Below are 22,770 nucleotides of genomic sequence, written 5' to 3'. Positions count from 1 at the left end.
ATACACTCATAGAACAATGGTTTTACCAATTGGCCGCGAAGGCCAATAATCGAACAAACCCTGCCTGGGAGGCATAAAATGATTACTGGTATCCAAATTACTAAAGCTGCAAACGACGACCTGCTGAACTCTTTCTGGCTGCTTGATAGCGAAAAAGGCGAAGCCCGCTGCCTGTGCGCGAAAGCCGGTTTTGCTGAAGATGACGTGGTTGCAGTGAGCAATCTGGGTGAAATCGAATACCGTGAAATCCCGGTAGACGTGAAGCCTGAAGTCCGCGTTGAAGGCGGTCAGCACCTGAACGTTAACGTGCTGCGTCGCGAAACTCTGCTGGACGCGGTTGAACATCCGGAAAAATACCCGCAGCTGACCATTCGCGTGTCTGGCTATGCGGTACGCTTTAACTCTCTGACTCCGGAACAGCAGCGCGACGTTATCGCCCGTACTTTTACTGAAAGCCTGTAAGATTCCGTTTTAATGTGAAAACGCCGGGATATCCCGGCGTTTTTTTTACTCTTCGTTTGACTTCTGCGGAGCATCCGCTGCGCTTGGTTTACGACGCTTACCAATGTTTTTGGTATCGCGATGGCGTTTTTTCACGCGCGGTTTCTCTTTTTCTTTCTCTTTCTTCTCTGCACGCTTGGCTAAAACCTTCTTGGAAGGTTTACCGGTTTGCTTCTCGCTGGGTGCGCGAGTGGTCGGGCGCAGTTCATCGATGACGCGGGCTTTTAACGGCTCTTCAATATAGCGGCCAATTTTACCCAGCAGCAGATGGTCGTGGGCTTCGACCAGAGAGATGGCCGTTCCCTTTTTACCCGCGCGTCCGGTACGACCGATACGGTGCAGATAGATGTCGGCCGTGCGCGGCAAGTCGAAGTTGAAAACGTGACTGACGTCCGCGATGTCGATCCCGCGCGCGGCAACGTCGGTGGCGATTAACACGTTAATACGGCCATCGGTCAGACGGCTAATCGCTTCATTACGTTTTGCCTGCACCATCTCGCCTTCCAGCCAGCAGGTGTTGATACCCGCTTCACGCAGCCAGCCCGCCAGCTCATGCACGCGCTCGCGCTTACGGACGAAGACGATAGAACGCGTCGCTTCCGGCTGCTTTAGCAGATGGACCAGCAGAGCGGTCTTATGCTTGACGTCATCGGCGCGGTAATACCACTGGTGAATCTTTTTACGCTCGCGGGTGGAGGGGGTCGCAGAGACTTCCACCGGTTCTTCCAGCAGACGCTCAGCAAAATCTTTAATGGCGTCACCTTCGAGGGTGGCGGAGAACAGCATGGTCTGTTTACGCCAGCGGGTTTCACCGGCAATGTGTTCGATATCCTGCGCGAAGCCCATGTCCAGCATGCGGTCCGCTTCATCAAGGATCAGCGTTTCAACGGCGCGGCAATCAAAGTTTTCTTCTTTAATATATTGCAGCAGGCGACCGGTCGTGGCGACCACGATGTCCTGGTTCTCGCTGAACACTTCGGCATGGTTCATATAGGCGACACCGCCGGTGATCGTGGCGATATCCAGATGAGTATGTTTTGCCAGCTCACGCGCATGGTCGGCAACCTGCATCGCCAGTTCGCGCGTGGGGGTCAGGATAAGAATGCGCGGCGGACCAGACTTCTTGCGCGGAAAATCGAGCAGATGCTGCAACGCTGGCAGGAGATACGCCGCCGTTTTACCGGTGCCGGTCGGGGCTGAACCGAGAATATCACGGCCATCAAGCGCAGGCGGAATAGCGGCGGCCTGAATGGCTGTCGGGCGTGTGAAACCTTTATCCTGGAGGGCGTCCAGCAGGTTTTCGTCGAGTTCAAGTTCGGAAAAAGTCGTTACAGTCATGATCTACCTCTGAGTGGACCGCCGATTATAGACGTTACGGACGCAATGTTCATCTGTTTGTAAGGCTATCTGTTCTCCGGTATTGTGCATAGCCTTAAGCTCAGGAGTTTTTTGCCCGCAAGGTTATCGAGGATGTCCCAGTCGAAGTTCGCGCTGCCGCGCAATGGTTTTACGTTTAAGCAGTTTTTTGTCGCCCACGATCGCTGTGCGATGAAAGTGGGTACCGACGGCATTTTACTCGGCGCATGGGCCCCCATCGCTCAGGTTAAGCGCGTGCTGGATATCGGCGCGGGCAGCGGTCTGTTAGCGCTGATGCTCGCGCAGCGAACCGGCGAGGCGGTCATCGTGGATGCCGTGGAGCTGGATGAAGAAGCGGCAGAACAGGCGCGAGAAAACGCCGCGGATTCTCCCTGGGCCGAGCGCCTGCAGATTCATCAGGCGGATATTCAGCAATGGCAGCCGCAGCAAACCCGGCGCTATGAGCTGATTGTCAGCAATCCGCCTTTTTTCGCTGAAGGTGTACCTTGCGCCACCTCGCAGCGCGAGCAGGCTCGCTATACCTCCTCCCTCGATCACGCAACATTATTAACCTGCGCCGCCGAGCTTATTACGGAGGAGGGGGTTTTCTGCGTCGTGCTTCCGGTCGACATTGGTAACGCCTTTGTGCAGCGGGCGCAGAATATGGGCTGGCATCTGCGTCTGCGTACCGACGTGGCGGAAACGGAAGTGCGCCCGCCGCATCGGGTTCTGTTGGCTTTTTCGCCGACGGCGGGGGAGGAGTGCTTTAGCGACAGATTGGTCATCCGTGGGCCAGAGCAGCAGTATTCCGAAGGATTTACCGCTCTGACCCAGGACTTTTATCTTTTTATGTGAGCCAGCGGCGAGAGCACCGACGGCCCGCTCTCCGGCAACTGGTCAGGATAGTCCAGCGTATAGTGAAGCCCGCGGCTCTCTTTACGCAGCATGGCGCAGCGCACAATCAGCTCGGCAACCTGCACCAGGTTTCGCAGCTCCAGTAAATTATTGGAGACGCGGAAGCGGGCGTAGTATTCGTCCAGCTCCTGCTGCAGCATAGTAATGCGGCGCAGGGCGCGCTCAAGACGGCGGGTGGTGCGCACGATGCCGACATAATCCCACATCAGCAAGCGCAGCTCATGCCAGTTGTGCTGAATCACGACCAGTTCATCAGGTATTTCAACCTGGCTTTCGTCCCATGATGGCAGTTCATTGACCGCCTGCGCGAACGGCAGACGCTTAACGATATCTTCGGCGGCGGACCACCCGTAGACGAGGCACTCAAGCAATGAGTTTGATGCCATCCGGTTAGCGCCGTGTAATCCGGTATAGCTTACTTCGCCGATGGCATACAGCCCGTCGACGTCGGTGCGCCCGTGATCGTCAACCATGACGCCGCCGCAGGTGTAGTGCGCGGCAGGAACCACGGGCACCGCTTCTTTTGTCAGATCGATGCCCAGCCCCAGCAGCTTCTCGTAGATCATCGGGAAGTGGTGGCGAATAAATTCTGCCGGTTTATGGCTGATATCCAGATACATGCAGTCAGCGCCAAGGCGCTTCATCTCATGATCGATGGCTCTGGCGACGATATCGCGCGGAGCCAGCTCGCCGCGCTCGTCAAAGTCCGGCATAAACCGCGTGCCGTCAGGGCGTTTCAACAGCGCGCCCTCGCCGCGCAGCGCTTCCGTCAGCAGGAAGTTGCGCGCTTGCGGATGGTACAGCGCGGTTGGGTGGAACTGATTAAATTCGAGGTTGGCGACCCGGCAGCCGGCACGCCAGGCCATCGCGATACCATCGCCGGAAGAGACATCAGGATTCGTCGTATATTGATAAACTTTAGCCGCGCCGCCGGTAGCCAGCACCACGGCCTTTGCGCTACAGGTTTCAACCGCTTCTTTATTACGATTCCAGATCCACGCACCCACCACCCGGCGCGTGCCGGGCAGGCCGATTTTATCGGAGATAATAAGGTCAACGGCGTTACTGCGTTCCAGTATGCGGATATTTGGGTGGGCCAGCGCCTGGCTCACCAGGGTAGTCTCAACGGCTTTACCGGTCGCATCGGCGGCGTGGAGAATTCTGCGGTGGCTGTGACCTCCCTCGCGGGTCAGATGGTAGCTCTCTTCGCCGTTCGCCTGAACCTGAGTATCAAACAGCACGCCCTGATCGATTAGCCACTGAACGCAGGGTTTGGCGTTGCTCGCCACGAATGAGACCGCATGGCGATCGCAAAGACCCGCTCCGGCTATCAACGTATCCTCGATGTGCGAGTCAACGCTATCGGTTTCATCAAATACGGCGGCAATACCGCCCTGAGCGTAGAAAGTAGAACCTTCACTGATAGGGCCTTTGCTGAGAACCGTGACCGCGCAGCGTTCCGCCAGGCGTAAGGCAAGGGATAATCCGGCAGCGCCGCTGCCAATAATCAGCACATCACAGGAGGAATCGGAAGTTGTTTTCATGGCCTTTGTTTAATTTACTAAACACAATAAGCGAACAATAGCACCAGCCAGCGAGAAATCGTACATTTTTTTTACTCAGCGTTGTGAGGACTAAACATAACGGCGTAATGAGGCGGGCTGTAAATGGAAAAAAGGTTTTGCGAAGCGGCTCGTGAGCTTCAGATTTTATAGTGAAATAAAAGCCGGGTTACGTTACCCTTCTGGCGGGTCTTGCGCTTTTTCTTATTATCTTACATATCGTTTAGCGACCGGGACATATAATGAGAGATAACAATCCGTCAGCCGGTGCCGGACGAAAAACAAAGGCGTAACGGAACTTTATTGTTTTCAGACACTCCAACCCTCTGCTTGCTCACTTGATGCAGTAATTGGGTGGTGTTTTTGAATACGCATGGGAATTGGGTTTGGGGAGACATTACCTCGGATGAGCGAGCAGTTAACGGATCAGGTCCTCGTTGAACGGGTCCAGAAAGGAGATCAGAAAGCATTTAACCTGCTGGTGGTGCGCTATCAGCATAAGGTTGCAAGTCTGGTCTCCCGCTACGTGCCGCCGGGCGATATCGCTGACGTTGTTCAGGAATCGTTCGTTAAAGCATGGCGTGCGCTGGATTCTTTCCGGGGGGATAGCGCTTTTTACACCTGGTTATATCGCATCGCCGTAAACACGGCGAAGAATTATCTGGTTGCTCAGGGACGCCGTCCGCCATCCAGCGATGTTGATGCGAATGATGCTGAAAACTTCGAAAGTGGCGGGGCATTGAAAGAAATTTCGAACCCTGAGAACTTAATGTTGTCAGAAGAGCTGAGACAAATAGTTTTTCGTACCATTGAATCGCTTCCGGAAGATTTACGCATGGCAATTACCTTGCGGGAGCTGGATGGCATGAGCTATGAAGAAATAGCCGCCATCATGGATTGTCCGGTGGGTACAGTGCGTTCGCGCATCTTCCGGGCGCGAGAAGCTATTGATAATAAAGTTCAACCGCTAATCAGGCGTTGACGATAGCGGAATACTGGAAAAGGGTATCAGGCATGCAGAAAGAAAAACTTTCGGCCTTAATGGATGGTGAAACGCTGGATAACGAACTGCTCAACGAGCTGGAGCGTTCATCTGAAATGCAAAAAACCTGGGAGAGCTACCATCTCATCCGCGATACGCTGCGAGGCGATACGAGTGAGGTGCTCCATTTTGATATCTCAGCTCGCGTCATGGCCGCCATTGAAAACGAGCCCGTTCGTCAGACGGTTCCTCTAATTCCTGAATCTCAGCCCGCACCGCACCAGTGGCGTCAGATGCCTTTCTGGCAAAAAGTACGCCCGTGGGCCAGCTCGCTTACCCAGATGGGCGTTGCCGCGTGCGTATCCCTTGCTGTGATTGTCGGCGTTCAGCAGTATAATGGCCAGTCTGATTCATCCCAGCAGCCAGAGGCGCCGGTGTTTAACACCATGCCGATGATGGGTAAGGCCAGCCCGGTCAGCCTGGGCGTGCCGGCGGATGCTTCGGCAGGTAGCGGTCAGCAGGCTCAGGTGCAGGAACAGCGCCGCAGAATTAATGCTATGCTGCAGGACTATGAATTGCAGCGTCGCCTGCATGCGGAACAGCTTCAGTTTGGCCAGGCCCAGACTCAGCAAGCCGCTGTTCAGGTGCCGGGCTATCAAACTTTAGGAACACAATCGCAGTAATGAAGCAACTTTGGTGTGCCATGTCGCTCATGGCAGGCAGCCTGTTCTTCTCCGTCAACGCCTCGGCTGATACATCGTCCGGGGCGTTGTTGCAGCAGATGAACCTGGCCAGCCAGTCCCTTAATTACGAGCTTTCTTTCGTCAGCATCAACAAGCAGGGTGTTGAGTCGCTGCGTTATCGACACGCTAAACTAAACAATCGCACCCTGGCACAGCTGCTCCAGCTTGACGGGCCGCGTCGGGAGGTGGTGCTGCGCGGAACGGAAATCAGCTATTTTGAGCCCGGACTCGATCCTTTCACCCTGAACGGCGACTATATCGTTGATTCGCTGCCTTCATTGGTCTACTCCGACTTTAAACGTCTGTCATCCTATTACGACTTCATTTCCGTGGGGCGGACGCGTATTGCCGATCGTTTATGCGATGTTGTGCGCGTCGTGGCTCGCGATGGCACCCGCTATAGCTATATCGCATGGTTAGATGCTGAAACTAAGCTGCCTCTGCGCGTCGATCTGCTTGACCGCGACGGCGAAACGCTTGAGCAGTTCCGCGTCGTCTCGTTCAACGTTGGCGATAACGTTAGCGCCAGTATGGAAACCCTGTCTAAGGCTAACCTGCCTCCGCAGCTGTCGGTGCCGGAAGGGGGCAATAAGGCCAACTTTAACTGGGCGCCGACCTGGCTGCCGCAGGGCGTGGCCGAAGTCTCCAGCAGCCAGCGTCGTCTGCCCACTTTCGATGGCCCGGTAGAGTCCCGTTTGTATTCCGATGGGCTGTTTAGTTTCTCTGTCAATATCAATCGCGCCACGGCAAATAGCAGCGATCAGCTGCTGCGTACCGGCCGTCGTACCGTGGCGACTACCGTGCGTGATAACGCAGAGATAACCATCGTTGGCGAGCTGCCGCCGCAAACGGCGAAGCGTATTTCCGATAGTATTAAATTCAGGGCAGTACAATGATTAAAGAGTGGGCGACGGTCGTTTCCTGGCAAAATGGCGTTGCGCTGGTGCACTGCGATGTGAAAGCCTCCTGCAGCAGCTGTGCTTCTCGCGCCGGTTGCGGAAGCCGGGTGCTGAATAAGCTTGGGCCGCAAACCAGCCATACCCTTAGCGTCCCCTGCGAACAGCCGCTGTCGGCCGGGCAAAAAGTCGAACTGGGCATTGCCGAAAGCAGCCTGCTCGGGTCGGCGGTATTGGTTTATATGGCGCCGTTAGTCGGTTTGTTCGTGATGGCATCGATATTCCAGGTGCTGTTTGCCAACGACTTTGCCTCGCTTTGCGGGGCAATTTTGGGCGGCGTTGGCGGGTTTCTGGTCGCTCGCGGTCTTTCGCCTGGCTTAGCCTCCCGGCAGTCGTGGCAGCCGGTTATTATCAGCGTCGGTTTACCGCCAGATTTAGTCCGCATTGAGACGCCTTCCTCCCAGCTGGGTCAGTGATTTCACTGGCCCTTATCTTTATTTACAACTCCCGCAGGAACTCATCATTTACTCCGGTTATGCTAGCGGTAAGAGCATTTCCTGGTTTCGTGGATGTAGTGTAGAATGCGGCGTTTTCGGATTAAAAAACGTCAGGCACAGAACAGCGGCCTCATGATTCGCGTAAGGCATAATTAACTCTAAATATGAAGAATATACGTAACTTTTCAATCATCGCTCACATCGACCACGGTAAGTCGACATTGTCTGACCGTATTATCCAGATTTGCGGTGGCCTTTCCGATCGTGAAATGGCAGCCCAGGTTCTGGACTCCATGGATCTTGAACGTGAGCGCGGTATCACTATCAAGGCGCAGAGCGTCACCCTGGATTACAAAGCGACTGATGGCGAAACCTATCAGCTGAACTTTATCGACACCCCCGGCCACGTCGACTTCTCTTATGAAGTTTCTCGTTCGCTTGCCGCCTGTGAAGGCGCTTTGCTGGTGGTTGATGCCGGCCAGGGCGTCGAAGCCCAGACGCTGGCTAACTGCTATACGGCGATGGAAATGGACCTTGAAGTCGTACCGGTCCTGAACAAAATCGACCTGCCCGCAGCCGATCCGGAACGGGTAGCGGAAGAGATTGAAGACATCGTTGGTATTGATGCCACCGATGCGGTGCGCTGTTCAGCGAAGACCGGCGTTGGCGTACCGGACGTGCTGGAGCGCCTGGTGCGCGATATTCCGCCGCCGGAAGGCGATCCGGAAGCGCCGCTGCAGGCTCTGATTATCGACTCCTGGTTTGATAACTACCTCGGCGTCGTTTCTCTGGTGCGTATCAAAAACGGCACCATGCGCAAAGGCGATAAAATTAAGGTGATGAGTACCGGGCAGGTGTATAACGCCGATCGCCTGGGCATCTTCACGCCGAAGCAGGTGGACCGTACCGAGCTGAAATGCGGCGAGGTAGGCTGGCTGGTTTGCGCCATTAAAGACATCCTTGGCGCGCCGGTCGGCGATACGCTGACGCTTGCGCGCAACCCGGCAGATAAAGCGCTGCCCGGCTTTAAAAAGGTGAAACCGCAGGTCTATGCCGGCCTGTTCCCGGTCAGCTCCGATGATTATGAAAACTTCCGCGACGCGCTGGGCAAACTGAGCCTCAACGATGCTTCTCTGTTCTATGAGCCGGAAAGCTCTACGGCGCTGGGCTTCGGTTTCCGCTGCGGCTTCCTGGGTCTTCTGCATATGGAGATCATCCAGGAGCGCCTGGAGCGTGAATACGATCTGGATCTGATCACCACGGCGCCGACGGTAGTCTATGAAGTCGAAACCACCTCGAAAGAGGTTATCTACGTCGACAGCCCGTCGAAGCTGCCGCCGCTGAACAATATTCAGGAGCTGCGCGAGCCAATCGCGGAGTGTCACATGCTGCTGCCGCAGGAGTTTTTGGGCAACGTCATCACCCTGTGTATCGAAAAACGCGGCGTACAGACCAACATGGTCTACCACGGCAATCAGGTTGCGCTGACCTATGAAATCCCGATGGCGGAAGTGGTGCTCGACTTCTTCGACCGACTGAAGTCTACCTCCCGCGGCTATGCGTCGCTGGACTACAACTTCAAGCGCTTCCAGGCTTCCAACATGGTGCGTGTGGATGTGTTGATTAACGGCGAGCGTGTGGATGCGCTGGCGCTGATCACGCATAACGACAATGCGCCATACCGTGGCCGCGAACTGGTAGAGAAGATGAAAGAGCTGATCCCGCGTCAGCAGTTCGATATCGCTATCCAGGCTGCCATCGGCAACCATATTATTGCCCGCTCTACCGTCAAACAGCTGCGTAAAAACGTCCTGGCGAAATGCTATGGCGGCGACGTCAGCCGTAAGAAAAAGCTGCTGCAGAAGCAGAAAGACGGTAAGAAACGCATGAAGCAGGTCGGTAACGTTGAGCTTCCGCAGGAAGCGTTCCTCGCCATTCTGCACGTTGGTAAAGACGGCAAATAACCCTAAGGAGTTGGCATGGCGAACATGTTTGCCCTGATCCTGGTCATCGCTACTGTGGTGACGGGTCTGTTGTGGTGCCTGGATAAGTTTATCTTTGCGCCAAAACGTCGCGAAAGTCAGGCCGCTGCGCAGGCGGCGACCGGCGACCAGTTGGACAAGAAAACGCTGAAAAAGGTCGGCCCGAAACCGGGCTGGCTGGAAACCGGCGCGTCAATCTTCCCGGTACTGGCGATTGTGCTGGTGGTTCGCTCATTCATTTATGAGCCCTTCCAGATCCCCTCCGGCTCGATGATGCCGACGCTGCTGATCGGCGATTTTATTCTGGTTGAGAAGTTTGCCTACGGCATTAAAGATCCGATTTACCAGAAGACGCTGATCGAAACCGGACATCCGAAGCGCGGCGATATTGTCGTCTTTAAATATCCGCAAGATCCGCGCCTGGATTATATCAAGCGTGCGGTCGGTTTACCGGGTGATAAAGTGACTTACGATCCGATTGCCAAGCAGGTCACTATCCAGCCGGGCTGTAGTTCTGGCCAGGCCTGCGGCAACGCGCTGCCGGTCACTTACTCCAACGTTGAGCCGAGCGATTTCGTACAGACCTTCTCCCGCAGCAACGGCGGCGAAGCGACCAGCGGTTTCTGGCAACTGCCGAAAGGCGAGACGAAAGCCGATGGCATCCGTCTGGCCGAACGTAAAGAGACGCTGGGCGAAGTGACGCACCGTATATTGACCGTACCGATTGCTCAGGACCAGGTGGGGATGTATTACCATCAGTCCGGTCTGCCGCTGGCGACCTGGATTGTCCCGCCGGGGCAGTATTTTATGATGGGTGACAACCGCGATAACAGCGCCGATAGCCGTTATTGGGGCTTTGTGCCGGAAGCGAATCTGGTGGGTAAAGCAACCGCAATCTGGATGAGTTTCGAAAAACAGGAAGGCGAATGGCCTACCGGCGTACGTTTATCGCGTATCGGTGGTATCCAGTAAATCTTTCCTGCTTTATTCACGCTGCCGACGCAATAACGGCAGCGTGAATTATTTAAAATTTAAATCTATTCAAACTAACGACATCCCTTGTCGTTGCGTATAGAATATCCCCCCGAAGTTTTAGGTTGTCTCTCGTAAGATTGACACAGCACACGAAACCGCGTTGGTTTTTACTCAGGTCGGTTTCGTGTGCTGCATTTTTGACGCATTCATCTATTGGTAACGCATGAACCCCATCGTAATTAATCGGCTTCAACGGAAGCTGGGCTACACTTTTCATCATCAGGAGCTGTTGCAACAGGCATTAACTCACCGCAGTGCCAGCAGCAAACACAATGAGCGCCTGGAATTTTTAGGCGACTCAATATTGAGCTTTGTGATCGCGAACGCGCTCTATCATCGTTTCCCTCGGGTAGACGAAGGCGATATGAGCCGCATGCGCGCGACCCTGGTACGAGGCAACACGCTGGCAGAAATCGCCCGCGAGTTCGAATTAGGTGAATGTCTGCGTCTTGGGCCGGGTGAACTGAAAAGCGGGGGCTTTCGCCGTGAATCTATACTGGCGGACACCGTTGAAGCGTTAATCGGCGGGATTTTCCTCGACAGCGATATTCAGAACGTTGAGCGCCTTATTCTCTCCTGGTACCAGAGTCGTCTGGATGAAATCAGCCCGGGTGACAAGCAAAAAGATCCGAAGACGCGCTTGCAGGAGTATCTGCAGGGGCGCCATCTGCCGCTGCCGTCTTACCTGGTGGTACAGGTTCGCGGTGAAGCGCACGATCAGGAATTTACTATCCACTGCCAGGTTAGCGGCCTGAGTGAACCGGTGGTTGGCACGGGTTCTAGCCGTCGCAAGGCGGAGCAGGCTGCCGCCGAACAGGCGCTGAAAAAGCTGGAGCTGGAATGAGCGAAGAAAAGAACTACTGCGGATTTATTGCCATCGTTGGTCGTCCAAACGTGGGCAAATCCACATTGCTGAACAAGCTGCTCGGGCAGAAGATCTCGATCACTTCCCGAAAAGCGCAGACGACGCGTCACCGCATCGTTGGTATTCATACTGAAGGCCCGTATCAGGCGATCTACGTCGATACCCCGGGCCTGCATATGGAAGAAAAACGCGCGATTAACCGTCTGATGAACAAAGCGGCAAGCAGCTCCATTGGCGACGTAGAGCTGGTTATTTTCGTCGTTGAAGGTACCCGCTGGACGCCGGACGACGAGATGGTGCTCAACAAGCTGCGCGATGGTAAAGCGCCGGTGATTCTGGCGGTCAACAAAGTCGATAACGTACAGGAAAAAGCCGATCTTCTGCCGCACCTGCAGTTCCTTGGCAGCCAGATGAACTTCCTTGATATCGTGCCGATTTCCGCGGAAACGGGGCTGAACGTTGATACCATCGCCGGTATCGTGCGTAAGCATCTGCCGGAAGCGATTCATCACTTCCCGGAAGATTACATCACCGACCGCTCTCAGCGCTTTATGGCTTCCGAGATCATTCGTGAAAAGCTGATGCGTTTCCTCGGCGCTGAACTGCCGTATTCCGTTACCGTGGAAATCGAACGTTTTGTAACCAACGAGCGCGGCGGCTACGATATCAACGGTCTGATTCTGGTTGAGCGTGAAGGGCAGAAGAAGATGGTGATTGGCAACAAAGGGGCCAAAATCAAAACCATCGGTATCGAAGCGCGTAAAGACATGCAGGATATGTTTGAAGCGCCGGTTCACCTCGAGCTGTGGGTGAAAGTGAAGTCCGGCTGGGCTGATGACGAACGCGCGCTGCGCAGTCTCGGTTACGGCGACGATCTCTAAGTTTGGATACTCTATGGCTTTCGAGGTGCAGGACAAAACACAAAGTGTTTTGAACAGCGCTTGCGCTGGCTGCGAAGGAGCGAGGCCAGAGGCTGAGTCACGCGGCAAGACCGCGAGTCCCCGGAAGCTTACTTCAGTAAGTGACTGGGGTGAGTGGGCGCAGCCAACGCACCTGCGGCTTGAAAGACGACGAGTATGATGGAAGGCTGGCAACGCGCTTTCGTACTGCATAGCCGTCCCTGGAGCGAAACCAGCCTGATGCTGGACGTCTTCACGGAAGAATCCGGCCGCGTGCGCCTTGTGGCTAAAGGCGCACGTTCCAAACGTTCGAACCTCAAAGGCGCGCTTCAGCCTTTTACTCCCTTACTGCTTCGCTTTGGCGGGCGCGGCGAAGTCAAAACGCTGCGCAGCGCGGAAGCCGTCTCGCTGGCGCTCCCTCTCAGCGGCATCACGCTCTACAGCGGCCTTTACGTCAACGAACTTCTCTCTCGCGTGCTTGAGCACGAAACGCGCTTTTCCGAACTCTTCTTCGATTATTTGCACTGTATCCAGTCTCTGGCTGGCGCAAGCGGCTCGCCGGAACCGGCGCTACGGCGTTTTGAACTGGCGCTGCTGGGGCATCTGGGATATGGCGTGGATTTCCTGCACTGCGCCGGCAGCGGAGAAGCGGTTGACGACGCAATGACCTATCGCTACCGTGAAGAAAAAGGCTTTATCGCCAGCGTGGTTATTGATAACAACACCTTTACCGGGCACCATCTTAAGGCGCTGGCGAGCCGTGAATTTCCGGACAGCGATGCGCTGCGCGCGGCAAAGCGTTTCACCCGTATCGCCCTGAAGCCCTATCTGGGCGGGAAGCCGCTAAAAAGTCGCGAGCTTTTTCGTCAGTTTTTGCCCGCGCGGGCAGCGCGAGCCGATAAAACAAATAACGATTAACGAGGATTGTCATGGCTGAATTACTGTTGGGGGTCAATATTGACCACATTGCGACATTACGCAACGCTCGCGGTACCGCTTATCCGGATCCGGTACAGGCGGCCTTTATCGCCGAGCAGGCCGGCGCTGACGGTATTACCGTCCATCTGCGCGAAGATCGTCGCCATATTACCGATCGCGATGTCCGTATTTTGCGCCAGACGCTGGATACCCGCATGAACCTTGAGATGGCGGTGACGGAAGAGATGCTGAAGATTGCCTGTGAGACTCAGCCCCATTTTTGCTGCCTGGTACCGGAAAAACGTCAGGAAGTGACCACCGAAGGTGGACTGGACGTGGCGGGCCAGATCGACAAAATGCGCGACGCCTGTAAACGCCTTGCCGATGCCGGTATCCTGGTTTCGCTGTTTATTGACGCGGACAACGCGCAAATTAAGGCCGCAGCGGACGTTGGCGCGCCTTATATCGAAATTCACACCGGATGCTACGCTGATGCGCAAACTGACGCTGAGCAGGCAAAAGAGCTGGAGCGTATTGCCAAAGCGGCGACCTATGCCGCCAGCCTGGGGCTGAAGGTTAATGCCGGTCACGGTTTGACCTACCATAACGTGAAGGCCATTGCCGCGCTGCCGGAAATGCACGAGCTGAACATCGGCCACGCGATCATTGGCCGTGCGGTGATGAGCGGCCTGAAAGAGGCGGTGGCGGAAATGAAGCGCTTGATGCAGGAAGCGCGCGCCTGATGGCCATTCTCGGACTGGGTACTGATATTGTAGAAATTGCCCGTATTGAAGCGGTAATTGCCCGCAGCGGCGATCGTCTGGCGCGTCGCGTCCTGAGCGATAGCGAGTGGGCGATATGGGAACAGCATCAGCAGCCGGTCCGTTTTCTGGCCAAGCGTTTTGCCGTTAAAGAAGCGGCGGCCAAGGCGCTTGGTACCGGCATCCGCAATGGGCTGGCGTTTAATCAGTTTGAGGTTTACAACGACGAGCTGGGTAAGCCAAAGCTGCGATTGTGGGGCGAAGCGAAGAGTCTGGCCGAGCGCATGGGCGTAAGCAGCATTCACGTGACGCTGGCCGACGAGCGTCACTATGCCTGCGCCACGGTGATTATCGAAAGCTAGAGTGTTACAGGCCGGAGAGGTCGGTTAACGCCGCCATCCGGCAATATCACAGTTTGTCCGCGTGGTGCAGCAGGACAAACTTATCCCACAGCTGCTCTTCATTTTCGTTATGGGCCGGATCTTTCAGAATGGTATTTGGGATCGGGCACACCTTCTGGCAGGTCGGCGTATCATAGTGGCCAACGCATTCGGTGCAGCGATCGCTGTTAATTTCATAAATGCTATCACCCATGGATATCGCCTCATTCGGGCACTCCGGCTCGCACATATCGCAGTTGATGCATTTTTTGGTGATTAACAGCGCCATCAGGAAATTCTCAGAAACAACACAAACAGGGCGGGCATTATACGCTCATTTTCCGCCCGGGCCAGCTCTTTTCCACCGCGGGGCGACCATCCGCAGCGGAGAAATTTTGCCCGGCCTGAGCCAATAAGAGAGAGTGTGCTTTTGACAGCGGGCAGGGCACTCGGGGTTACACCAGCTTTTTCACCAGCGCTTCGCTATGGCGAATCCGCTCCGGAGCGTGCTCAAGATCCTGCTGCACCAGTCCCATAAACAGAAGATCGGTCAACATCATTTGCGCGCTGGTGGAGGAGATCGCAGCGCTACGCGTGGCCTGCTCTTCCGCAATGGTGTACAGGCACAGCGTCGCCTGCTGCTGAAGCGCGTTGGGGTTAAAACCGGTGATCGCCAGGATCTGGCTTCCTACCCGCAGCGCTTCACCGGCCGCCATATTGATCTCGCGTCGTTCACCGGAATAGGAGATGGCCAGCAGCAGATCGTCCGGAGACATCGCCTGTACCGTCGCCAGCAGGGCGTGCATATCCTGTTCTGATACCGCGTTAATGCCGATTTTCATCAGCTTCCAGCTAAAGTTTCTCGCCACCAGGCCCGACGCGCCGATGCCGGTAATGATGACCCGACGGGCGTGGCGCAACAGCGTGACGGCTTCCAGCAGCTTCTCTTCGGTGTTGACGTCCAGCGAGGCGTGCATGGCCGCGACGTTATCTTTAATCAGCTTTTCGCCAACCAGGCGCAGGGGATCGTCACCGCGAATCTGGTTATGCACCGGTACGGATTGCGGAGTCGGCGCGCTTGCCAGGGCTTCGCTCAACGCCAGCTTTAACGCCGGGAAGCCTTTGAACCCCATCTTCTGCGCAAATTTCACTACGCTTGACTGGCTGACGCCGGCTTCGCCCGCCAGCTGCTGCGAGCTGAGGTGGCGGGTTTGATCCGGTTGAGCCAGAATGAAATCGGCCAGTTTTTTATCGCTTGCGGCCAACGTCGGATAGCGCTGGCGAATACGGGTCAAACAGTTCATAGCGGCTCCGGAGGACAGCTTCACCCTCGGCTGAAAGAATTTTGTATTCGATTATAAGAGGATTATCGCGAATTAAAAATTCTGTGCCTAAGATTTCTCGGCAAAGACGTTTTCTTAATACGGATTCAACAGCAGCGTATGTTTTCGCTATTGGCGACGTAAGGCTGTTAAGCTATTGGTTATCATGCGATCGTTCAGGGGAGTGGGTTTTGAATAGCAGCACGCGGAGAGTGGTTTTCTTTGATCTGGATGGAACCTTGCATCAGCAGGATATGTTCGGCAGCTTTTTGCGCTATGCCCTGCGCCATCAGCCGCTGAACGCGCTGCTGCTGCTTCCTTTATTGCCGGTTATCGCGGCCGGACTGATGTTATACGGTCGCGCCGCGCGCTGGCCGATGAGCCTGCTGCTCTGGGCATCAACCTTCGGACGCAGCGAGCAGCAGCTTAAACGCCTGGAGGCCAATTTTGTTCGCTGGTTTCGCCAGCACGTCACGGCATTCCCGGTTGTTCAGGCGCGGCTTAAACATTATCTGACCAGCACGGACGCTGACGTCTGGCTGATCACCGGTTCGCCGCAGTCGCTGGTTGAACAGGTCTATTTTGATACCGCCTGGCTGCCGCGGGTGAATCTGATCGCCAGCCGAATGGAGCGACGCTACGGCGGTTGGGGGTTAACCCTGCGCTGTCTCGGTAATGAAAAAGTGACGCAGCTGGAACAAAAGATCGGCGCACCGCTGCGCTTGTATAGCGGCTACAGCGACAGCGAGCAGGACAACCCGCTGCTCTCTTTTTGCCAGCACCGCTGGCGGGTGACGCCGCAGGGCGATCTTCAGCAGTTAGAATAGTGTGTAATACATAGCGCCCATGTATAATGCGCCCCGCTTTTCTGCAGGAGTGCCCGCTTTGTCTGACCATGAATTAAATGATGAATACTGGATGCGTCACGCCCTGACGCTGGCTAAACGCGCCTGGGAAGAGGGCGAGGTGCCGGTCGGCGCCGTGCTGGTGCATAATCATCAGGTCATCGGCGAGGGCTGGAATCGGCCCATTGGCCGCCACGATCCCACCGCGCACGCCGAGATTATGGCGCTGCGTCAGGGCGGGCTGGTGTTGCAAAACTATCGCCTGATTGACGCAACGCTGTACGTTACTCTCGAGCCCTGCGTGATGTGCGCCGGGGCAATGGTGCACAGCCGTATTTCCCGACTGGTGTTTGGCGCCAGGGATGCGAAAACCGGCGCCGCCGGGTCGCTGATTGATGTGCTGCATCATCCGGGCATGAACCATCGGGTAGAAATAGCGGAAGGTGTTATGGCGGAGGCCTGTTCCGGCATGCTGAGCGATTTCTTCCGCTGGCGGCGGGAAGAGAAAAAAGCGCTAAAGCGAGCGGGCCAACAGGCGCAAGATTAATGCCCCATTCCGGGGATTTTTAATTTTGCGTTATCGACCAGCGTTTCGGCGCGAAAGTTAAAAAAGGACCTGGTGTACTGCTCTTCTTTATCCAGCTCATCCGGCATGACCGCCGGATAGTGTTCGCCTAAGGCCGCCATCTGCGCGTCTTTTTTCTCTTTTTCAGAGAGATAGCCCACGAGGCTAATATGATATTTGCGGATATTTTCGACGTAGGCGTAGGCTTCGTGCCCGCGTGCAAAGCCGTACTTCAGTCGGCTGTAGTAGTTTTTCTGGCTTAGCAACGGCAGACGCTGCTTCACATCGGCCCAGCTATTCGGGTTGCCTTTCTGCTTTTTGGTCAACGCCATCGCGTCAAGCATGTGCGCGTAGCCCATATTATAAGCCGCCAGCGCAAACCAGATGCGCTCGTCCTGTGGGACCGACTCCGGCACTTTATTCATCATGTCCTGTAAATAACGCATGCCGCCGTCGAGGCTTTGCTCGGCGTCGGTACGATCGGTCAGGCCCAGGCTTTGCGCCGTATTGCGGGTCAGCATCATTATCCCGCGAACGCCCGTCGGAGAGGTGGCCTGCGGATCCCAGTGCGATTCCTGCCATGAGATAGCCGCCAGCAGCCGCCAGTCTATCTGTCGGGCGTATTTTTCAAACATCGGCTGCAGGTCAGGGAGGACGCTCTCCACGGCGCGCAGGAAGGTGCGGGTGTCAACGTAGTCAAAATCGTTGCCGTGGCCGAGGTATTTCTCCTCCAGCCTCGCCAGGGTGCCATCTTCGTTAATGTTATTGAAGAAATCGAGCATTGCCGCCGGCAGGGAATTATCCTCACCTTTTTCGCTAAACCAGGTGACCGGCTGTTCGTCGCTGATATCGAGGGCGACGGCCAGCTCCGGGTGGACGCGCTGGAACAGACTGACGGCGACCGAATCAGCGACGGTATAGTCGAGTTTGCCATCGATAACCGCCTGCATCAGCGCCGTCGTGCCGCGCTTATCGTCCACGTGCCACTCAAGGTCGGGATATTTTTGCTTTTTCAATGCCTGGAGATCGTTAATCGCCACGTGCCCGGGAGCGATGGCCAGCTGCGCGGCGGTGATGTTTGCCAGGGTGCGCGGACGCAGGTTGCCTTTGCGATACACCAGCTGTTGCGAAACGGAATAGTAGGTCGGCCCGACCTGATAGTTTTTCACCCGCTCGGAGTTGTAGACCAGCCCGGCTGCCAGCATGTCGGCTTTGCCTTCATCGAGGTCGTCGAATAGCTGGCTGATATTCTGCCTGACGGTGACTTTGAGCTCGACGCCGAGGTAGTCGGCAAACTGCTGCGCCAGCTCATAATCAAAACCGTAGGTCTTGTCATTGATGGTCGCGAAGGTCATCGGCGAATTAATGGTGCTGATTCGCAGTTCTCCGCGCGCCATGATCCCCGCCACGCGGTTTTCTGGTTTTCCCATCCACGGGAGAGACGGCCACAGGGCAGCCGCCAGCAGGAGGGTCACAATGCCGATGAGCAGATAATTAATCTTTAGTTTTTTCAGATAGTTAATCTTCTGCAGCTTCGCGTTCCTCAGCAGATTATGACCAGAAAAAGTAAAAGGTTGTCCTGGAATGAGCGGCATTTTGCTTAAGAATGCGCCAGTTGGCAACTTATTCGCGAGATGAGTCACATTAATTGATAAACCCCGGCAATCATTTTATTTCTACGCAAACGGTTTCGTCGGGGCGCAGGATTCACTATAATGGCGCCCGTTTCCCCCCTGGCTCACCATGAAAGCTTCGAAGACGAGAGACTTATGATGGAAATTTTGCGTGGTTCACCTGCACTGTCGGCATTCCGTATCAATAAACTGCTGGCACGTTTCCAGGCGGCCAACCTTCCGGTCAGCACCCTTTATGCCGAGTACGTTCATTTTGCCGACCTCAGCGCCCCGCTCAGCGGCGACGATCGCGAGAGCCTGGCAAGATTGCTCAAGTATGGCCCGAACTTAAGCAGCCATACCCCGACCGGCAAGCTACTGCTCGTTACCCCCCGTCCCGGCACCATCTCTCCCTGGTCTTCTAAAGCTACCGACATCGCCCATAACTGCGGCCTGTCACAGGTTTTGCGCCTGGAGCGCGGCGTGGCGTATTACGTCGAAGCGAGCAGCCTGAATGACGAACAGTGGTCGCAGGTGGCGGCCGAACTGCATGACCGCATGATGGAAAGCGTCTTTGGCGCGCTGGAAGAGGGTGAAAAACTCTTCGCCCACCATCAGCCAACCCCGGTCACCAGCGTTGATCTGCTGGGCCTGGGCCGTCAGGCGCTGATTGACGCCAACCTCCGTCTGGGGCTGGCGCTGGCGGATGATGAAATCGACTATCTGCAGGATGCTTTCCAGAAGCTGGGTCGCAACCCGAACGATATCGAACTCTATATGTTCGCGCAGGCTAACTCCGAGCACTGCCGACACAAGATTTTTAACGCCGACTGGGTCATTGATGGCGAAAAGCAGCCGAAGTCGCTGTTTAAAATGATCAAAAACACCTTCGAGAAAACCCCGGACTACGTGCTGTCTGCTTATAAAGACAACGCCGCGGTAATGGAAGGTTCAGCCGTGGGGCGCTACTTCGCCGACCACGAAACCGGCCGCTACGACTTCCACCAGGAAGACGCGCATATTCTGATGAAGGTCGAAACCCATAACCACCCGACGGCAATCTCTCCGTGGCCGGGCGCGGCGACCGGTTCCGGCGGCGAAATTCGCGATGAAGGCGCCACCGGGCGCGGCGCGAAGCCGAAAGCGGGTCTGGTGGGCTTCTCGGTTTCCAACCTGCGTATTCCGGGGTTTGAGCAGCCGTGGGAAGAGGATTTCGGTAAGCCGGAGCGTATCGTCACCGCGCTGGATATCATGACCGAAGGCCCGCTGGGCGGCGCGGCGTTTAACAACGAATTTGGTCGTCCGGCGCTCAACGGTTACTTCCGTACCTATGAAGAGAAAGTGAGCAGCCACAACGGCGAAGAGCTGCGCGGCTATCACAAGCCCATTATGCTGGCGGGCGGTATCGGCAACATTCGCGGCGAACACGTGCAGAAGGGCGAGATCGTCGTCGGCGCGAAGCTGATTGTTCTCGGCGGTCCGGCGATGAACATCGGTCTTGGCGGCGGCGCGGCCTCTTCAATGGCTTCCGGCCAGTCCGATGCCGATCTCGATTTCGCCTCCGTACAGCGCGACAACCCGGAAATGGAACGTCGTTGCCAGGAAGTTATCGACCGCTGCTGGCAGCTGGGCGACGCTAACCCGATTCTGTTTATCCACGACGTCGGCGCCGGCGGTCTGTCGAACGCGATGCCTGAACTGGTCAGCGACGGCGGACGCGGCGGTAAATTCCAGCTGCGCGATATCCTCAGCGATGAGCCGGGCATGAGCCCGCTGGAGATCTGGTGTAACGAATCGCAGGAACGTTATGTGCTGGCGGTCGCGCCGGAGCAGCTGCCGCTGTTTGATGAGCTGTGCCGCCGCGAACGCGCGCCGTACGCGGTGATTGGCGAAGCGACCGAAGCGCTGCATCTGAGCCTCGACGATACTCACTTTGACGATCGCCCGATCGACCTGCCGCTTGACGTGCTGCTGGGCAAAACGCCGAAAATGACCCGCGACGTGCAGACGCTCAAAGCCCAGGGTCAGAGTCTGGAACGCCAGGGAATCACTATTGCCGACGCGGTGAATCGCGTGCTGCACCTGCCGACCGTGGCGGAGAAAACCTTCCTCGTCACCATCGGCGACCGTACCGTCACCGGTATGGTGGCGCGCGATCAGATGGTGGGTCCGTGGCAGATCCCGGTGGCTAACTGCGCGGTGACCACCGCCAGTCTCGACAGCTACTATGGCGAAGCCATGTCCATTGGCGAACGCGCGCCGGTGGCGCTGCTGGACTTTGCCGCTTCCGCCCGTCTGGCGGTCGGCGAGGCGCTGACCAACATCGCGGCGACGCAGATTGGCGCGCTCAATCGCGTGAAGCTGTCGGCAAACTGGATGGCCGCAGCCGGTCACCCGGGCGAAGACGCCGGTTTATATGAAGCGGTAAAAGCGGTTGGCGAAGAGCTCTGTCCGGCCCTCGGACTGACCATTCCGGTGGGTAAAGACTCCATGTCGATGAAAACCCGCTGGCAGGAAGGCACTGAACAGCGCGAGATGACCTCTCCGCTGTCGCTGGTGATTTCCGCCTTTGCTCGCGTGGAAGACGTACGCCGTACCGTCACCCCACAGCTCGCGACCGAAGACAACGCCCTGCTGCTGATTGATTTAGGCAAGGGGAACAATGCGCTGGGCGCGACCGCGCTGGCGCAGGTTTATCGTCAGCTTGGCGATGTGACCGCCGACGTGCGCGATGTCGCGCAGCTGAAAGGCTTCTGGGACGCAATGCAGGCGCTGGTGGCCGAAGGTAAGCTGCTGGCGTGGCACGACCGGTCTGACGGTGGCCTGCTGGTCACGCTGGCCGAGATGGCCTTTACCGGCCACTGCGGCGTCAAGGTTGATATCGCCGCGCTCGGCGAGGATCGTCTGGCCGCGCTGTTTAACGAGGAGCTTGGCGGGGTGATTCAGGTTCGTGCCGCCGACCGCCAGGCGGTGGAAGCGCTGCTGGCCGCTCATGGTCTGGCGGATTGCGTTCACTATCTTGGCAAGGCCACGACGGGCGATCGCTTTGTCATCGAGGCCGACGGTCATCCGGTATTCAGCGAAAGCCGCACAACGCTGCGCATGTGGTGGGCAGAAACCACCTGGCAAATGCAGCGTCTGCGCGATAACCCGGAGTGCGCCGACCAGGAGCACGAGGCGAAAGCCAACGATGCCGATCCGGGCCTCAACGTGAAGCTCTCCTTCGATATCAATGAGGATATCGCTGCGCCTTATATTGCCACCGGCGCGCGTCCGAAGGTTGCGGTGCTGCGCGAGCAGGGCGTGAACTCCCATGTAGAAATGGCCGCGGCGTTCCATCGCGCGGGCTTTGATGCCATCGACGTGCACATGAGCGACCTGCTGGCGGGCCGTACCGGTCTTGCTGACTTCCAGGCGCTGGTGGCCTGCGGCGGCTTCTCCTACGGTGACGTTTTAGGCGCGGGTGAGGGCTGGGCGAAATCGATTCTGTTCAATGAGCGGGTTCGCGACGAATTTGCCACCTTCTTCCATCGTCCGCAAACCCTGGCGCTGGGCGTGTGCAACGGCTGCCAGATGATGTCTAACCTGCGCGAGCTGATCCCGGGCAGCGAGCTGTGGCCGCGCTTTGTGCGTAACCAGTCCGACCGCTTTGAAGCCCGCTTCAGCCTGGTTGAAGTGACCCAGAGCCCGTCTCTGCTGCTGCAGGGGATGGTGGGGTCAATGATGCCGATTGCCGTATCCCACGGTGAAGGGCAGGTGGAAGTTCGCGATGGCGCGCATCTGGCGCAGCTGGAAAGTAAAGGCCTGGTGGCGCTGCGCTTCGTCGACAACGTCGGTAAGGTGACGGAAAACTATCCGGCTAACCCGAACGGTTCGCCGAACGGTATCACCGCGGTGACCAGCGAAAGCGGGCGCGCGACCATCATGATGCCGCACCCGGAACGCGTGTTCCGCACCGTGTCGAACTCCTGGCATCCGGAAAACTGGGGCGAAGACAGCCCGTGGATGCGTATTTTCCGCAACGCGCGTAAACAGCTGGGCTAAAACCGCTCACAAATCGCATTAAGCCTCCTGCCCGCGCAGGGGGCTTTTTTATTGGTGAGGCGTATCGACAGCAGGTGTCGGGGATCGCC

The 22,770-nt window shown here is 56.5% G+C and carries 21 protein-coding genes; 16 read left to right on the top strand and 5 right to left on the bottom strand.

The features are described from left to right. The first annotated feature begins 78 nt into the window (after window positions 1-78). Complete coding sequence (grcA, locus tag BJF97_RS21750; RefSeq protein WP_004104596.1) at window positions 79-462, top strand: autonomous glycyl radical cofactor GrcA; 384 nt, start codon at window positions 79-81, stop codon at window positions 460-462. Window positions 463-507: 45 nt separating this feature from the next. On the opposite strand, the gene srmB is transcribed toward grcA, so the two are convergent. Then, complete coding sequence (srmB, locus tag BJF97_RS21745; RefSeq protein WP_004853282.1) at window positions 508-1,839, bottom strand: ATP-dependent RNA helicase SrmB; 1,332 nt, start codon at window positions 1,837-1,839, stop codon at window positions 508-510. Window positions 1,840-1,971: 132 nt separating this feature from the next. Between srmB and trmN the strand changes: the two genes are divergently transcribed. Beyond that, complete coding sequence (gene trmN / locus BJF97_RS21740; RefSeq protein ID WP_032693322.1) at window positions 1,972-2,712, top strand: tRNA(1)(Val) (adenine(37)-N(6))-methyltransferase TrmN; 741 nt, start codon at window positions 1,972-1,974, stop codon at window positions 2,710-2,712. On the opposite strand, the gene nadB is transcribed toward trmN, so the two are convergent. Further along, a complete protein-coding gene (gene nadB / locus BJF97_RS21735) occupies window positions 2,697-4,316 on the bottom strand; it encodes an L-aspartate oxidase (RefSeq protein ID WP_032693323.1) in 1,620 nt (539 codons plus the stop codon). The genes trmN and nadB overlap by 16 nt on opposite strands. Window positions 4,317-4,740: 424 nt before the next feature. Here nadB and rpoE point away from each other — a divergent pair, with 424 nt between their 5' ends. From rpoE to acpS, 11 genes are all read left to right on the top strand, one after another. Then, the gene (rpoE, locus tag BJF97_RS21730; protein ID WP_004104583.1) at window positions 4,741-5,316 is read left to right on the top strand and encodes an RNA polymerase sigma factor RpoE; all 576 of its coding nucleotides are present in this window, start codon (window positions 4,741-4,743) and stop codon (window positions 5,314-5,316) included. A 32-nt stretch (window positions 5,317-5,348) separates the two neighbouring features. Continuing rightward, the gene (gene rseA / locus BJF97_RS21725; RefSeq protein WP_004853279.1) at window positions 5,349-5,999 is read left to right on the top strand and encodes an anti-sigma-E factor RseA; all 651 of its coding nucleotides are present in this window, start codon (window positions 5,349-5,351) and stop codon (window positions 5,997-5,999) included. Beyond that, entirely contained in the window at window positions 5,999-6,955 is a 957-nt protein-coding gene (rseB, locus tag BJF97_RS21720) for a sigma-E factor regulatory protein RseB (RefSeq protein ID WP_004853278.1), read from the top strand. Before rseA ends, rseB begins: the two co-directional genes overlap by 1 nt. After that, window positions 6,952-7,431 carry a SoxR-reducing system protein RseC gene (gene rseC / locus BJF97_RS21715; protein ID WP_014230402.1) on the top strand — a complete coding sequence of 160 codons (480 nt, stop codon included), beginning with the start codon at window positions 6,952-6,954 and terminating at the stop codon, window positions 7,429-7,431. Before rseB ends, rseC begins: the two co-directional genes overlap by 4 nt. A 185-nt stretch (window positions 7,432-7,616) precedes the next feature. Continuing rightward, window positions 7,617-9,416 carry a translation elongation factor 4 gene (gene lepA, locus BJF97_RS21710; RefSeq protein WP_004853275.1) on the top strand — a complete coding sequence of 600 codons (1,800 nt, stop codon included), beginning with the start codon at window positions 7,617-7,619 and terminating at the stop codon, window positions 9,414-9,416. A 15-nt stretch (window positions 9,417-9,431) separates the two neighbouring features. Continuing rightward, window positions 9,432-10,406 carry a signal peptidase I gene (gene lepB, locus BJF97_RS21705; protein ID WP_014230401.1) on the top strand — a complete coding sequence of 325 codons (975 nt, stop codon included), beginning with the start codon at window positions 9,432-9,434 and terminating at the stop codon, window positions 10,404-10,406. Window positions 10,407-10,632: 226 nt separating this feature from the next. Further along, a complete protein-coding gene (rnc, locus tag BJF97_RS21700) occupies window positions 10,633-11,313 on the top strand; it encodes a ribonuclease III (protein WP_004104573.1) in 681 nt (226 codons plus the stop codon). Then, window positions 11,310-12,215: a GTPase Era gene (era, locus tag BJF97_RS21695; RefSeq protein ID WP_004104571.1), complete on the top strand. Its 906-nt coding sequence runs from the start codon at window positions 11,310-11,312 to the stop codon at window positions 12,213-12,215. The genes rnc and era overlap by 4 nt, the downstream gene beginning before the upstream one ends. Before the next feature lie 198 nt (window positions 12,216-12,413). Continuing rightward, window positions 12,414-13,151, top strand: coding sequence for a DNA repair protein RecO (gene recO / locus BJF97_RS21690; protein WP_004853269.1), 738 nt, complete (start codon window positions 12,414-12,416; stop codon window positions 13,149-13,151). A gap of 11 nt (window positions 13,152-13,162) precedes the next feature. Then, window positions 13,163-13,894, top strand: a complete 732-nt coding sequence (gene pdxJ, locus BJF97_RS21685; RefSeq protein ID WP_014839220.1) for a pyridoxine 5'-phosphate synthase — start codon at window positions 13,163-13,165, stop codon at window positions 13,892-13,894. After that, window positions 13,894-14,274: a holo-ACP synthase gene (gene acpS / locus BJF97_RS21680; RefSeq protein ID WP_014230399.1), complete on the top strand. Its 381-nt coding sequence runs from the start codon at window positions 13,894-13,896 to the stop codon at window positions 14,272-14,274. The genes pdxJ and acpS overlap by 1 nt, the downstream gene beginning before the upstream one ends. A gap of 46 nt (window positions 14,275-14,320) precedes the next feature. On the opposite strand, the gene BJF97_RS21675 is transcribed toward acpS, so the two are convergent. Both BJF97_RS21675 and BJF97_RS21670 read right to left on the bottom strand, forming a co-directional pair. Continuing rightward, a complete protein-coding gene (locus BJF97_RS21675) occupies window positions 14,321-14,581 on the bottom strand; it encodes a YfhL family 4Fe-4S dicluster ferredoxin (RefSeq protein WP_004114478.1) in 261 nt (86 codons plus the stop codon). Window positions 14,582-14,747: 166 nt separating this feature from the next. After that, window positions 14,748-15,596 carry a MurR/RpiR family transcriptional regulator gene (locus BJF97_RS21670; protein WP_014230398.1) on the bottom strand — a complete coding sequence of 283 codons (849 nt, stop codon included), beginning with the start codon at window positions 15,594-15,596 and terminating at the stop codon, window positions 14,748-14,750. 209 nt (window positions 15,597-15,805) lie between these two features. Here BJF97_RS21670 and yfhb point away from each other — a divergent pair, with 209 nt between their 5' ends. Further along, entirely contained in the window at window positions 15,806-16,441 is a 636-nt protein-coding gene (yfhb, locus tag BJF97_RS21665) for a phosphatidylglycerophosphatase C (RefSeq protein WP_004853258.1), read from the top strand. A 58-nt stretch (window positions 16,442-16,499) separates the two neighbouring features. Continuing rightward, on the top strand, window positions 16,500-17,006 hold the full coding sequence (tadA, locus tag BJF97_RS21660) for a tRNA adenosine(34) deaminase TadA (protein ID WP_014230397.1): 507 nt from the start codon (window positions 16,500-16,502) through the stop codon (window positions 17,004-17,006). On the opposite strand, the gene mltF is transcribed toward tadA, so the two are convergent. Continuing rightward, window positions 17,003-18,619 carry a membrane-bound lytic murein transglycosylase MltF gene (gene mltF, locus BJF97_RS21655; RefSeq protein ID WP_014839219.1) on the bottom strand — a complete coding sequence of 539 codons (1,617 nt, stop codon included), beginning with the start codon at window positions 18,617-18,619 and terminating at the stop codon, window positions 17,003-17,005. The two genes, tadA and mltF, sit on opposite strands and share 4 nt — an antisense overlap. A 174-nt stretch (window positions 18,620-18,793) precedes the next feature. Here mltF and purL point away from each other — a divergent pair, with 174 nt between their 5' ends. After that, window positions 18,794-22,681: a phosphoribosylformylglycinamidine synthase gene (gene purL / locus BJF97_RS21650; protein ID WP_032693171.1), complete on the top strand. Its 3,888-nt coding sequence runs from the start codon at window positions 18,794-18,796 to the stop codon at window positions 22,679-22,681. Window positions 22,682-22,770: the final 89 nt, after the last annotated feature.

Source organism: Klebsiella sp. LTGPAF-6F, assembly GCF_001753185.1.
Lineage (GTDB): Bacteria > Pseudomonadota > Gammaproteobacteria > Enterobacterales > Enterobacteriaceae > Klebsiella > Klebsiella michiganensis.
The sequence above is the reverse complement of the archived record's forward strand: the minus strand, read 5'-3'. Positions and strand labels throughout refer to the sequence as shown.

Bases quoted from the DNA above. Each gene is read 5' to 3' on its own strand.
- grcA (WP_004104596.1), top strand. From the start codon at position 79: ATGATTACTGGTATCCAAATTACTAAAGCTGCAAACGACGACCTGCTG.
- srmB (WP_004853282.1), bottom strand. From the start codon at position 1,839: ATGACTGTAACGACTTTTTCCGAACTTGAACTCGACGAAAACCTGCTG.
- trmN (WP_032693322.1), top strand. From the start codon at position 1,972: ATGTCCCAGTCGAAGTTCGCGCTGCCGCGCAATGGTTTTACGTTTAAG.
- nadB (WP_032693323.1), bottom strand. From the start codon at position 4,316: ATGAAAACAACTTCCGATTCCTCCTGTGATGTGCTGATTATTGGCAGC.
- rpoE (WP_004104583.1), top strand. From the start codon at position 4,741: ATGAGCGAGCAGTTAACGGATCAGGTCCTCGTTGAACGGGTCCAGAAA.
- rseA (WP_004853279.1), top strand. From the start codon at position 5,349: ATGCAGAAAGAAAAACTTTCGGCCTTAATGGATGGTGAAACGCTGGAT.
- rseB (WP_004853278.1), top strand. From the start codon at position 5,999: ATGAAGCAACTTTGGTGTGCCATGTCGCTCATGGCAGGCAGCCTGTTC.
- rseC (WP_014230402.1), top strand. From the start codon at position 6,952: ATGATTAAAGAGTGGGCGACGGTCGTTTCCTGGCAAAATGGCGTTGCG.
- lepA (WP_004853275.1), top strand. From the start codon at position 7,617: ATGAAGAATATACGTAACTTTTCAATCATCGCTCACATCGACCACGGT.
- lepB (WP_014230401.1), top strand. From the start codon at position 9,432: ATGGCGAACATGTTTGCCCTGATCCTGGTCATCGCTACTGTGGTGACG.
- rnc (WP_004104573.1), top strand. From the start codon at position 10,633: ATGAACCCCATCGTAATTAATCGGCTTCAACGGAAGCTGGGCTACACT.
- era (WP_004104571.1), top strand. From the start codon at position 11,310: ATGAGCGAAGAAAAGAACTACTGCGGATTTATTGCCATCGTTGGTCGT.
- recO (WP_004853269.1), top strand. From the start codon at position 12,414: ATGGAAGGCTGGCAACGCGCTTTCGTACTGCATAGCCGTCCCTGGAGC.
- pdxJ (WP_014839220.1), top strand. From the start codon at position 13,163: ATGGCTGAATTACTGTTGGGGGTCAATATTGACCACATTGCGACATTA.
- acpS (WP_014230399.1), top strand. From the start codon at position 13,894: ATGGCCATTCTCGGACTGGGTACTGATATTGTAGAAATTGCCCGTATT.
- BJF97_RS21675 (WP_004114478.1), bottom strand. From the start codon at position 14,581: ATGGCGCTGTTAATCACCAAAAAATGCATCAACTGCGATATGTGCGAG.
- BJF97_RS21670 (WP_014230398.1), bottom strand. From the start codon at position 15,596: ATGAACTGTTTGACCCGTATTCGCCAGCGCTATCCGACGTTGGCCGCA.
- mltF (WP_014839219.1), bottom strand. From the start codon at position 18,619: ATGCCGCTCATTCCAGGACAACCTTTTACTTTTTCTGGTCATAATCTG.
- purL (WP_032693171.1), top strand. From the start codon at position 18,794: ATGATGGAAATTTTGCGTGGTTCACCTGCACTGTCGGCATTCCGTATC.